The organism is Pyxidicoccus caerfyrddinensis, from assembly GCF_010894405.1.
In the GTDB taxonomy this organism is placed as follows: domain Bacteria; phylum Myxococcota; class Myxococcia; order Myxococcales; family Myxococcaceae; genus Myxococcus; species Myxococcus caerfyrddinensis.
The window spans coordinates 105,424-119,063 of the sequence record NZ_JAAIYA010000015.1; the positions used below are offsets into that span (position 1 = coordinate 105,424).

At 71.0% G+C, this 13,640-nt stretch carries 2 protein-coding genes; both read right to left on the reverse strand.

Going from position 1 to position 13,640, the window contains the following annotated elements:
- A partial coding sequence (locus G4D86_RS31795) for a non-ribosomal peptide synthetase (RefSeq protein ID WP_163997845.1) occupies positions 1–8,729 on the reverse strand: 8,729 nt, incomplete at its 3' end.
- Between the two features lie 86 nt (positions 8,730–8,815).
- On the reverse strand, positions 8,816–13,640 hold a 4,825-nt coding region (locus tag G4D86_RS31800), incomplete at its 5' end, for a non-ribosomal peptide synthetase (RefSeq protein WP_163997846.1).

Below are 13,640 nucleotides of genomic sequence, written 5' to 3' on the forward strand. Positions count from 1 at the left end.
GGCACCGGCTGGAGCTGAGCGTCGAGGACGTACAGCGCGGTGTTGGCGATGGGCCGGCCGATGGGGACGATGCCGTTGACGACGCCGCCCTCATTCAAGTCGTAGATGGAGCAGCCGACGACAGTCTCCGTGGGGCCGTACTCGTTGACGAGGCGGACGCGAGGCGCGAGGCGCTGCCAGCGTTCCACGGTTGCCGGAGGCAGGGCTTCGCCGCCGACGACGAAGGCGCCCTCCAGTCGGGCCAACTCCTCCGGCAGCATCAGGTCCAGCAGCACCTGGAGGTGCGCGGGAGTGAGCTTGACGAGGCCATGGCGGTGCTGCCGCAGCGAGTCCGCGAGGGCCTCCAGCTCACCCGTGGAAGGAAGCAGGTGCACTTCGCCACCAGCGAGCAGGGGAGTGAGGAGGCTGGTGAGGGTGGCGTCGAAGGCGACGGAGGTATGGACCGGGGCGCTCTGCCCTTGAGAGACGCGGTACTCGCGCAGGGCCCAGTGGAGGTAGTTGACGAGGCCACGGTGCATCACCATGACGCCCTTGGGGCGGCCGGTGCTGCCGGAGGTGTAGAGGACGTAGGCGAGGTTCTCTGCCGTCACCGTGGACGTGGGAAGCGTCTCGGGCTGCCTCGCGAGCAGCGGCGCATCCGCGTCGAGCAGCACGCGCCGTTCTCCCCGAGACGGCAGCACCGCCGACAGGTGCTCCGTCGTGACAACGACCAACGCGGCCGAGTCGGAGAGCATGTAGCCAAGGCGCTCGGCGGGGTAGCTGGGGTCCAGTGGGAGGAAGGCACCGCCGGCCTTGAGGACACCGAAGATGGCGACCACCAGCTCGATGGAACGCTCCAGGTGGAGCGCGACGAGGCTGTCCGGGCCAATGCCCAGCGAGCGCAGATGCCAAGCCAGTTGATTGGCGCGAGCGTCCAGCTCCCGATAGGTGAGGGAGGCGTTGGCGAAGCGCAGAGCCGTGGCGTCAGGAGCTCGCTGGACCTGGGCTTCGAAGAGGAGATGGGCGCAGGTGCCGCGGGGGAAGTCACGTGCGGTGGCGTTCCACTCCACCAGCACGCGCTGTCGCTCGGCCGCGTCCATCAGCGGGAGCTCGGACAGGCGCCGCTCCGGATGTGTGGCGATGCCCTCCAGCAGCGTTTGCAGGTGCGCGGCCATCCTCGCGACGGTGCCAGTGTCGAACAAGTCGGCGGCGTAGTGGAAACCACCACGGAAGCCCTCGGGCGTCTCTTCCAGCGAGAGGTTCAGGTCAAACCGGGCGGGCAGTGACGCCGGGGCCAGCGGGCGCAGCTTCACCCCCGGCAGCTCCAGTGGGCCCATGGGCGTGTTCTGGAGGGTGAAGCCCACCTGGAACAGGGGCGAGTGACTCAGGCTGCGCTGGGGCCGTAGCTCCTCGACGAGCTTCTCGAACGGGACGTCCTGGTGCTCGTACGCGCTGAGGGTGGTGGCACGCACGCGAGCGAAAAGCTCCTGCGAGGTGGTGCGGGGCTCCACGTGCGTGCGCAGGACGAGGGTGTTGACGAAGAAGCCGATGAGGCCCTCGGTCTGCGAGTAGGTGCGGCCGGCGATGGGGGAGCCGACGACGATGTCTTCCTGACCGGAGTAGCGAGCCAGCAGGACCTGGAATGCGGCCAGCAGCGTCATGAAGGGCGTCAGGCCCTGGCGCTTGGAGAGGGCCTTGAGGGACTCGGAGAGGTCCCGAGGCAGCCACACGGGCAGGTGCGCGCCACGGTGGGACGGGACGGACGGGCGAGGCCTATCGGTGGGCAGCTCCAGCACGTGCGGCGCGCCGGCGAGCTGCTGCTTCCAGTAGCCGAGCTGCGCGTCCAGCACCTCGCCCTGGAGCCAGTCCCGCTGCCAGGTGGAGTAGTCGGCGTACTGCACGGGCAGCGGCGGTAGCGAGGCGCCGGAGTAGAGCGCCGCGACTTCACGCACCAACACCCCCATGGACCAACCGTCGGAGACGATGTGGTGCATGTCGAGCAGCAGCACGTGTGCTTCAGCGTCCAGGTGCAGCAGCGTGCCGCGCAGCAGCGGGCCGGTGGCGAGATTGAAGGGGCGGAGGGCTTCTTCACGCGCCAGCCGCTGGGACTCTTCCTCCCGTTGTGGTGGAGACAGATGCGTCAGGTCCACCCGCACCAGGGCGAAGCCGCCGCTGGCGTGGATGCGCTGAACGGGCTGGCCGTCGCGAGAGGCGAAGGTGGTGCGCAGGGCCTCGTGACGTCGCACCACTTCGGCCAGCGCGCGCTCCAAGGCCTTCGAGTCCAGCGCGCCTTCCAGATGGAGGGCGGCGGGGATGTTGTAGGTGGCGGAGCCGGGCTCCAACTGGTCGATGAACCACAGCCGCTGCTGGGCAAAGGACAACAGCGGCGGACCCGTGCGTGGCTGGGGAACAATGGCGGGCATGTTCCGCCGTGTGGAGTCCCGCGAGGCGTCGATGCGCACGGAAAGACCGGCGACTGTGGGAGCCTCGAAGAGTGTACGGAGGGGCAGCTCCACCTGCAGCGCGGAGCGGAGGCGGGAGACGACCTGGGTGGCGAGCAGGGAGTGTCCGCCGAGCTCGAAGAAGTTGTCGTTGGCACCGACACGGGGAACGCCGAGAAGTTGAGCCCAGAGGTCGGCCAGCAGCGTCTCGGTGGGGGTGCGTGGCGCGAGGTACCCGGAAGCCGCTGGCTGAGCTGAGTCGGGAGCAGGCAGGGCCTTGCGGTCCACCTTGCCGTTGGGTGTCAGTGGCAGGGCCTGGAGCACGGCGAAGGCCGACGGCACCATGAACTCGGGCAGCCGCTGGGAGAGGGACTCACGCAGCGCGCGGACGTCCACGGCTTCCGCCGAGGGCACGACATAGGCGACGAGCCTGGGGCCCGCGGCGCCGTCTTCACGCACCACGGCCACCGCGTCGGCAACGTTCGGGTGGGCGCGCAACGCGGCTTCGATTTCACCCAGCTCGATGCGGAAGCCGCGCAGCTTCACCTGCCCGTCACGGCGGCCGAGGAAGTCGAGGTTGCCGTCTGCCAGGAAACGCGCCCGGTCTCCCGTGCGGTACATGCGGGCGCCGGGCGTGGTGCTGAAGGCGTCAGGGATGAAGCGCTCGGCGGTGAGCTCCGGGCGGCGCAGGTAGCCGCGAGCCACGCCCTGGCCACCGATGAACAGCTCGCCAATGACGCCGACGGGCACCGGCTGGAGCTGAGCGTCGAGGACGTACAGCGCGGTGTTGGCGATGGGCCGGCCGATGGGGACGATGCCGTTGACGACGCCGCCCTCATTCAAGTCGTAGATGGAGCAGCCGACGACAGTCTCGGTGGGGCCGTACTCGTTGACGAGGCGGACGCGAGGCGCGAGGCGCTGCCAGCGTTCCACGGTTGCGGGAGGCAGGGCTTCGCCGCCGACGACGAAGGCGCCCTCCAGCCGGGCCAACTCCTCCGGCAGCATCAGGTCCAGCAGCACCTGGAGGTGGGCGGGGGTGAGCTTGACGAGGCCATGGCGGTGCTGCCGCAGAGAGTTGGCGAGGGCCTCCAGCTCACCCGTGGAAGGCAGCAGGTGCACTTCCCCGCCAGCCAGTAGGGGAGTGAGGAGGCTGGTGAGGGTGGCGTCGAAGGCAACGGAGGTGTGGACCGGGGCGCTCTGCCCCTGAGAGACGCGGTACTCGCGAAGCGCCCAGTGGAGGTAGTGGACGAGGCCACGGTGCATCACCATGACGCCCTTGGGGCGGCCGGTGCTGCCGGAGGTGTAGAGGGTGTAGGCGAGGTTCTCTGCCGTCACCGTGGACGAGGGAGGCGTCTGGGGCTGCTTCGCGAGCAACTGCGCATCCACGTCGAGCAACACACGCCGCGCTTCGCCCAAAGGAAGCGAGTTGGCCAGTCCCTGCACGGTGATGACGAGAGGGACGGACGCGTCCGCGAGCATGTAGCCGAGGCGCTCCGCGGGATAGCTGGGGTCCAGCGGGAGGAAGGCACCGCCGGCCTTGAGGACGCCGAAGATGGCGACCACCAGCTCGATGGAGCGCTCCAGATGGAGCGCGACGAGGGTGTCGGGACCGATGCCCCGTGAGCGCAGATGGTGAGCGAGCTGGTTGGCGCGCGCGTCCAGCTCCCGGTAGGTGAGTGCTTCCTCGCCGAAACGCAGGGCTGTGGCCTCCGGCGTGCGCCGTGCCTGGGCCTCGAACAGGAGATGAGCGCAGGTGTCGCGGGGGAAGTCACGGGCGGTGGCGTTCCACTCCACCAGCACCTGGCGCTCCTCCTCCGCGGACATCAACGTCAGGGAGGCCAGCGGTCGCGTCGCATCCTCGCACGCGGCGGCGAGCAGCGATTGCAGGTGCGTGGCCATCCGCGCGACGGTGCTCGCGTCGAACAGGTCGGCCGCATGGTGGAGACCGCCGTGGAAGCCCTCGGGCGTCTCCTCCAGCGTGAGCTCCAGGTCGAACTTCGCTGGCAGTGACGCCAGGGCCAGCGGGCGCAGCTTCAGCCCCGGCAGCTCCAGCGGGCCCATGGGCGTGTTCTGGAGGGTGAAGCTCACCTGGAACAGGGGCGCGTGGCTCAGGCTGCGCTGCGGCCGGAGCTCCTCGACGAGTTTCTCGAACGGAACATCCTGGTGCTCGTAGGCACCGAGGGTGGTGTGACGCACCTGCTCCATCAGCGCGAGGAACGAAGCTCGCGAGTCGACCCGGGCTCGCAAGGCGAGGCTGTTGACGAAGAAGCCGATGAGGCCCTCCGTCTGGGCGTGGGTGCGGCCGGCGATGGGGGCGCCGACGACGATGTCCTCTTGTCCGGAGTAGCGGGCCAGCAGGGACTGGAAGCCAGCCAGCAGCGTCATGAAGGGGGTCAGGCCGTGGCGCTTGGAGAGGGCCTTGAGGGACTCGGACAGGTTCCGAGGCAGTCGCACGGGCAGCCAGGCGCCCCGGTGGGACGGGACGGGCGGCCGGGGTCTGTCGGTGGGCAGTTCCAGGAGTGTCGGCGCATCGAAGAGCTGCTGCTTCCACCAGCCGAGCTGAGCGTCGAGCGCCTCGCCCTGGAGCCAGTCGCGCTGCCAGGCGGAGTAGTCGGCGTACTGCACGGGGAGCGGCGGAAGCGAGGCGCCGGAGTAGAGCGCGGCCACCTCGCGCACGAGCACGCCCATGGACCAACCGTCGGAGACGATGTGGTGCATGTTGAGGGCGAGCACGTGCTCGGTGGGGCCCAGCTTCAACAACCGCACGCGCAGCAGCGGGCCGGTGGCGAGGTCGAAGGGGCGGAGCGCGTCCTCCTGGAGCTGGCGCTCCAATTCCTCGCTGTCGAGCTCCACTACCTCCAGCGGCACCTCGGCATGGGAGGCGATGCGCTGGAAGGGCTGGCCCTCCCGTTGGAGGAAGGTGGTGCGCAGCGCCTCATGGCGATGCACCACTTCGTGGAAGGCGCGGCGCAGGGCCTCCGGGTCGAGCTGCCCCTCCATGCGCACGAAGGCGGGCATGTTGTAGGCGGAGCTGCCGGGCTGAAGCTGGTCGATGAGCCACAGGCGCTGCTGGGCGAAGGAGAGGGGCAGCTCGTCCGTGTGAGCCCTCGCGAAGAGCAGCGGCTTCACCCGTCCCTGGAGCGCGGCGAGACGCTGCTTCTGCACCTGTTCGGCGAGCCTCGCGAGGGTGGGCGCGGAGAACAGCTCGCGCAGGGACAGCTCGACGCCGAAGAGGGCACGGAGCCGGGCGATGACTCGAGTCGCGAGCAGGGAGTGGCCGCCCAGCTCGAAGAAGTTGTCGTTGGCACCGACTCGGGGAACGCCCAGCAGCTGAGCCCAGAGGTCCGCCAGCAGCGTCTCGGTAGGCGTGCGCGGCGCGAGGTACGCGGAGGCCAACGTCTGTGACGCATCTGGAGCGGGCAGGGCCTTGCGGTCCACCTTGCCGTTGGGCGTCAGCGGCAGGGCCTTCAGCACGACGAAGGCCGACGGCACCATGAACTCGGGAAGCCGCAAGGAGAGGGACTCCCGCAGGGCGCGGATGTCCAGCGCGTCCTCCGAGGTGACGACGTAGGCGATGAGCCTGGGGCCCGCGCTGCCGTCTTCACGCACCACGGCCACCGCGTCGCCCACGCCCGGGTGGGCGCGCAGGGCGGACTCGATTTCACCCAGCTCGATGCGGAAGCCGCGCAGCTTCACCTGGAAGTCGGTGCGGCCCAGGGAGTCCAGCATGCCGTCCGGCTTCCAGCGCACGAGGTCCCCCGTGCGGTACAGCCGCTCTCCGGGCACGCCGCTGAAGGCGTCGGGGATGAAGCGCTCGGCGGTCAGCTCCGGGCGGTGCAGATAGCCGCGCGCCAGGCCCACGCCACCGATGAACAGCTCTCCGGGCACGCCGGTGGGCACCGGGCGCAGGTGCGCGTCCAGCACGTAGAAGCGTACGTTGGCCAGCGGTCCTCCGATGGAGGGCTTCTGCCCGTCGGGCGCGCAGATGGCCATGGAGGCGCAGACGGTGGCCTCGGTGGGGCCGTAGGCATTGATGAAGCGGCGCCCCGGGGCCCACTTCGCCACCAGCTCGGCGGAGCAGGCCTCACCCGCGGAGATGACCGTGCGCAGGTTCTCCAGGCCCTCGGGCTCCATGACGGAGAGCGCGGTGGGCGGCAGCGTGGCGACGTTGATTTGACGGGTGCGCAGCATCGCCGCCAGCGCGGGGCCGGGCATCCGCTCCTCGCTGGACGGCAAGTAGAGCGTGCCGCCAGAGAGCAGGGTGACGAAGACCTCGGAGACCGCGGCGTCGAAGCCAGCCGACGCGAACTGGAGCACCCGCGTGCCGGCCTGGATACCCATGGCGCGAGCCTGGGCCTGCGCCAGGTTGGGCACGCCCCGGTGTGTCACCGCGACGCCCTTGGGACGCCCGGTGCTGCCGGACGTGTAGATGACGTAGGCGAGGTGGTCCGCGAGGACTTCCGACGCGGGCGGCGTCCGGGGCTGCCGTGCGAGCTGTGCGGCGTCCTCGTCGAGCAGCACGCGACGTTCGCTTCGTGAAGGCAGCACGTCCGCCAGGGACCGCACGGTGATGACGAGTGGGACCGACGCGTCGCCCAGCATGAAGCCGAGACGCTCGGCGGGGTAGCTGGGGTCCAACGGAAGGAAGGCGCCGCCGGCCTTGAGCACGCCGAGCATGGCGACGATGAGGTCCACCGAGCGCTCCAGGTGGAGCGCGACGAGGGTGTCGGGCCCCACGCCCACCATGCGCAGGTGATGCGCGAGCTGGTTGGCGCGCGCATCCAGCTCGCCGTAGGCGAGCGTCGCATCACCGTGGAAGAGCGCCGTGGCATCGGGAGTGCTCCGGGCCTGGGCCTCGAACAGGTCGTGGATGCAGGCGCCGCCCGGGACGGGCACGGGCTCCCCGTTCCACTCCAACAACACACGCCGCAGCTCGGCCGCGTCCATCAACGGCAGCTCGGACAGGCGCCGCTCCGGGTGCGCGGCGAGGCCCTCCAGCAACGTCTGGAAGTGTCCCAGCAGCCGCGTCACCGTCGCGGCATCGAACAGGTCCGTGCGGTACACGACGGCGACGCGCAGGCCCTGGGGCAGCTCCGTGGCCAGCAGCGAGAGGTCCACCTGGGCGGCGCCGCTGTCCACCGGCTGCGCCTCCATCCGCAGTCCGGGCACCTCCATCGGAGGCAGGGGCGCGTTCTGCAAGGCGAACATCACCTGGAACAGCGGCGACACGCCGAGCCGCCGCTCCGGCCGCAGCGCCTCCACCACCTTCTCGAAGGGCAGGTCCTGGTGGGCGAAGGCCCCCAGCACCGTCTCATGCACGCGGCCCAGCAGCTCCAGGAAGGACGGGTCGCCGGAGAGGTCCGTGCGCAGCGCCAGCGTGTTGACGAACAGGCCGACCAGCCCCTCCAGCTCCGCGCGATTGCGTCCGGCGACGGGCGCACCCACCACCACGTCGTCCTGGCCGCTGTAGCGCGACAACAGCACCTGCCACGCGGCCAGCAGCAGCGTGAAGAGGGTGCGGCCCTCGCGGCGGGCCAGCGCCTGGAGGGACTGGAGCAGCTGTGGCGACAGCATCACCGTGTGGCGCACGCCCCGGGTGCTGGCGTCGGGCGCACGGAGCCTGTCCGTGGGCAGCTCCAGCACGGCGCTCGGGTCCAGCCGCTGGCGCCAGTAGCCGAGCTGCGTGTCCAGCGTCTCCCCCCGGAGCCAGTCGCGCTGCCACACGGCGAAGTCCGCGTACTGCAACGGCAGCGGCGGGAGGGACGCGGGCTGTCCCGTGGCGAGCGCCGGGTAGAGCACGCCCAGCTCCCGCACCAGCACGCCCATCGTCCAGCCGTCGGAGACGATGTGGTGCAGGTTGAGCAGCAGCAACTGCTCCCGCTCGGCCCAGCGGTACAGCACGGCTCGCAGCAGTGGGCCGCTCTCCAGGTCGAAGGGCTGCTTCGCGTCCTCGTGCAGCCGGCGCCAGGCCTCCTCTTCTCCGCCGGGGACAGCCACCACGGGCAGGGAGACGTCGCGTGAGTCGGCGAGCTGCTGAAGCACCCGGCCGTCCTGCTCGACGAAGGTGGTGCGCAGCGCCTCGTGGCGGTGCACCAGCTCCTGGAGGGCGCCGCGAAGGGCGTCCACGTCCAGCGCGCCGGACAGGCGCACGGCGGTGGGGATGTTGAGGGCGGCGCTTCCCGGCTCCAGCCGCTCCTGGAGCCACATGCGCTCCTGCGAGAAGGAAACGGGAGCCCGGCGGGACTGACGGGCCTTGTCACGCAGCAGCTCGGCGAGCCGTGCGCGCTTCTGCTCAGGGGTGAGCGCCATGCGGTACTCCGGATCAAGAAGTCGAGCGCGAGCCGGGAACGTTGTCGTTCCCGTCCATCGGCCAGATGACGTGCGCGCATCCGCGGCTACAGCGATACAGCTTCCAGACCCCCGAGGTGTCGAATGAGCCACTCCGCCACCTGTGGCGCGTGAGCGACATCCAGCATCGAGTGGTGGTCGCCCGGCGTCTCCACCACCGTGAGGTGGCCGGTGAGCCACGGCCCCCAGCCCAGGTCCTCCTCGCGAGGCGCGCCCTGGAAGGACGTGGCGGCTCGCAAGAGGAGCGCGGGGCCGGAGTAGGGGGCCGGCTGGTAGGTGCGGCGGGCCTCGACGAGCTGGCGGAACACCGCGAAGAGCCGCTCCAGCGAGCCGGGCTCCATGGCCGGGGCGCCGGGCCGCGCGCGTTCGAGCAGCTCCACCACGTAGGCCCACTGGGGGCGACCCTCCAGGTCCAGGAGCCGGTCCTCGTCCAGGGCGAGCTCCCGCCACGGAAGCCCGAGCACGGTGCCGAAGGCGGCCAGCTCGGCGCGCGCATCCGGCGGGGGCTGGGGCACGGGGGCGGGCGTGTCGAGCAGCGCGAGCAGGTCCACCTGTTCTCCGGCGGCCTGGAGCTGGCGCGCCATCTCGTAGGCCACGAGTCCGCCGAAGGACCAGCCTCCCAGCAGGTAGGGGCCAGTCGGCTGCACGGTGCGAACCTGTGACAGGTAGAGGCCCGCGAGGGACTCGACGGACGCGGGAGGCAGCTCACCGTCCTCCATGCCCGGGGCGTGCAACCCGTACACGGGCCGCTCCGCGCCCAGGTGGCGGACCAGCGGCGCATAGCCCAGCACCTGTCCGCCGCCGCCATGGACGAGGAAGAGCGGGCGCCCGGAAGTCCCGCCCGGGTCCAGCCGTGTCAGGTTGGGAGTGGCGCGCGTGGCTTCGTTCCGCTCCTCCAGCCACTGCGCCAGCCGCTCCACGGTGGCGGACTGGAAGAGGGCCGACACCGGAATGGAATGGCCGGTGCTCTCGCGCACGCGCGCCACCAGCCGCACCGCGAGCAGCGAGTGGCCGCCCAGCGCGAAGAAGTCGTCGGTGACGCCCACCTGAGGGGCCTGGAGCACGCTGGCGAAGGCGTCCGCGAGCCGCGCCTCCAGCGGCGTGCGGGGTGCGACGTGGCCCGGCTCGGCGGGGGACGGCGCGGGTGGCACCGTGGCCTCTGCCTTGTTCCTGGACGCAGGCGGCGGGGGGAGGACTTCGCTGGTGGTGAGGGCCAGGGGCGCCTCGGGCCGTGCGAGCAGGGCCTCCACCAGCGTGCGGTACTGCTCCACGAGGCGCGCCGCCGTGCCCGCGTCGAACAGGTCGGTGTTGTAGCTGAGCGCGCCCTGGTAGTCCGCCTCCGACTCCCGGAGGCTCATCTCCAGCTCGAAGCGCACGGCGGGCGTGTCCAGCTCCATCGGCTGCAATGCGAGTGCTCCGCCCCGAGGCGGCGGCATGTGCGCGTTCTGCATGGCGAAGATGACCTGGAACAGCGGCGTGCGGCGCAAGTCTCGCGGTGGCCGCAGCGCCTCCACCAGCCGCTCGAAGGGCACGTCCTGGTGCGCGTAGGCCCCCAGCGCCGTCTCCCGCACCTGCCTCAGCAGGGCCAGGAACGAGTCGCGCCCGTCCACCCGCGCGCGGAACACCAGCGTGTTGAGGAAGAAGCCGATGAGGCCTTCCAGGTCGGCATGCCGTCGGCCGGCGATGGGCGTGCCCACGGCGATGTCCTGCTGCCCGCAGACGTGCGACATGAGCACCTGCCAGGCCGCGAGCAGCGCCATGAACGGCGTGAGTCCCTCCCGCTGGCACAGCGCCTGGAGCGCCTCCGAGACGGGACGCGAGAGCTGGAAGGTCACCTGCGCCCCGTGGAACGTCTGCATGGGCGGGTACGGCCGGTCCGTGGGCAGCTCCAGCTTGGAGACGCCGGCGAGCTGCTCGCTCCACCAGGACAGCTGCGAGTCCAGCACCGGGCCCTGGAGCCACTGGCGCTGCCAGACGGCATGGTCCGCGTACTGCAGCGGCAGCGGCGGCAGCGAAGACGGGCGGCCCTGCGAGAAGGCGTCGTAGAGCGCCGCGACTTCGCGCACCAGCACGCCCATGGACCAACCGTCGGAGACGATGTGGTGCATGTCGAGCGCGAGCACGTGCTCGGTAGGGCCCAGCTTCCACAGCCCCACGCGGATGAGCGGGCCGGTGGCGAGGTCGAACGGGCGCTGGAGCTCCAGACGGAGCTGCTGTCGCAGCGCTTCGTGCGCGGCTTCCGGTGTCAGGCCGCTCAGGTCCACCGTGGCGAGCGGCAGCTCGGCGTGGGGGCGGATGACCTGGAGGGGTTGGCCCGCCTCCTGGGTGAAGACGGTGCGCAGCGCCTCGTGCCGGTGGACCAGCTCGGACAGGGCGCGCTGGAGCGCGGCGTCGTCCAGCGGCCCCTCCAGGCGCAGGGCGGCGGGCATGTTGTACGTGGCGAGGCCGGGCTCGAGCTGGTCGATGAACCACAGGCGCTGTTGCGCGAAGGACACCGGCAGCGGCCCTTCGCGCGGCACCGGGACGAGGGCGGGCGCGTCACCCCGCCCGGAGGTGGCCCGTTCCTCTTCGATGCGCCGGGCCAGGGCCTCCACGGTGGGGTGCTCGAAGAGCGCGCGCAGGGGGAGCTCCACCGCGAAGGTGGTACGGAGCCGGGAGACGAGCCGCGTCGCCAGCAGCGAGTGTCCGCCCAGGGCGAAGAAGCTGTCGTGCAGCCCCACGCGCGGCACCTGCAGCAGGGCGGCCATGAGCTCCGCGAGCGACTGCTCCGTCGGGGTGCGCGGGGCGACGTACGAATCATCGCGCCCGGAGCGCGCCGAGCCGGGCGCGGGCAGGGCCCTCCGGTCCACCTTGCCCTGGGCCGTGAGCGGCAGCGCGTCGAGCACCACCAGCGAGGTGGGCACCATGTACTCGGGCAGGCGCTGGAGGAGGAAGTCGCGCAGGTCCGCGGTGTCCAGCGACTCGGGCGCGACGACGTAGCCCACCAGTCGCTTGTCGCCCGGGGCATCCTCCCTCGCCAGGGCGACGGCCTCGCGCACGTCGCCGTGTGCCAGCAGCGCGGCTTCGACTTCGGCGAGCTCGATGCGGTAGCCGCGCACCTTCACCTGGGCATCGGCGCGGCCGAGGAACTCCAGCACGCCGTCATGGCTCCAGCGCGCGAGGTCTCCCGTGCGGTACAGGCGCGCGCCGGGGACACCGGAGAAGGCGTCGGGGACGAAGCGCCCGGCGGTGAGGGCGGGCTGCTCCACGTAGCCGCGCGCCACGCCGTCACCGCCGATGAACAGCTCGCCGGTGATGCCGGAGGGCACGGGCCGGCCGGAGGCATCCAGCACATACGCCTGCGTATTGCCGATGGGACGGCCGATGGGGACGGAGGTGCCCACGTGGGCCACGTCCGCCATCCGATGGCAGGAGGCGAAGAGCGTCGTCTCGGTGGGGCCGTAGCAGGCGGTGACGGGAATGCGCAGCGCTTCGAGCGCGCGGCGCACGTGCGGCGCGCTCACCACATCGCCACCCGTGAGGAGCTGCTTCACGTGCTTCAACGCGGCGAGGTTCTGGTCCACCACCTGGGTGAAGAGGCCGGCGGTGAGGTGAAGCGTCGTCACGCCGTGCTTCGTGAGGATGGCCTCCAGTTCCTTCACGTCGGAGGGCGGATGCGGCGGGAAGACGACGAGCTTCGCGCCATGGAGCAGCGAGCCCCACAGCTCCAGCGTGGACGCGTCGAAGGAGATGGGGGCGATGAGGAGGAACGTCTCGTCCGGACCGAGGTGCGCGTAGTCGTTGCCGAAGACGGTGCGCAGCACGGCGGACTGCGGAGTGCCGACGCCCTTGGGCCGACCGGTGGAGCCGGAGGTGAAGTCGATGTACGCGAGGCTCTCGGGCAGGGCCGTGCAGGGCGGCGCATGCGGAGGCGTGCCTCGTGCCGGCAGGTCCTCCAGCACCAGCGTGACGAGCCGCTTCGTGGGCAGCCTGGCCAGCAGCTCACGCGAGGTGAGGAGCACGCGAGGACGTGCGTCCTCCACCATGGCCGCGAGGCGCTCGCGCGGGTACGACGGGTCCAGCGGGACGTAGGCGCCACCGGCCTTGAGGATGGCGACGAGGGAGACAATCAGCTCCAGCGAGCGCTCCAGCGCAATCGCCACGGGCGAGTCGGTGGACACGCCCAGGCCGCGCAGATGATGCGCGAGCTGATTCGCACGCTCATCCAACTGCCGGTAGGTGAGCGTCGCGTCCCCGCACTCCACGGCGACCTTGTCCGCGTACCGGGCCACCACCTGCGTGAACACCTCGGGCACGGTGAGGCCGCGCGGGTACTCGGTGGCGGTGGCGTTCCACTCCACCAGCACCTTCCGCCGCTCCGCTTCCGGCAGCATGGAGGCCGAAGCCAGCGGTGCCTCGGGCTGACTCACGAGGGCCTGCGTCAGCGTGCGGAAGTGTTCCGCCAGTCGCAGGGCCGTGGAGTGCTCGAACAGGTCGGTGTTGAAGGTGAGCTGGCCGACATAGCCCGCGGAGGTGCGCGCCATGCTCAGCTCCAGCTCGAAGCGCGTCACCGAGCCCTCGGCCGCGTCGAGCGGCCGCAGGGCGAGCCCGGGCAGTGCGGCGGGTGGGACGGGCGCGTTCTGGAGAGCGAAGAGGACCTGGACGAGGGGAGGGCGGCTGAGGTCCCGCTGGAGGTGGAGGGAGTCGACGATGCGCTCGAAGGGGAGCGACTGGTGAGCGAAGGCGTCGAGGGTGGTGTCACGCACCTGGGAGAGCAGTGCGAGGAAGGAGTCGGAAGGAGAGAGGCGGGAGCGGAGGGGGAGGGTGCGGACGAAGAAGCCGATGAGGCCTTCGAGCTCCGGGGAGTCGCGGCCGGCGAGAGGAGAGGCGACG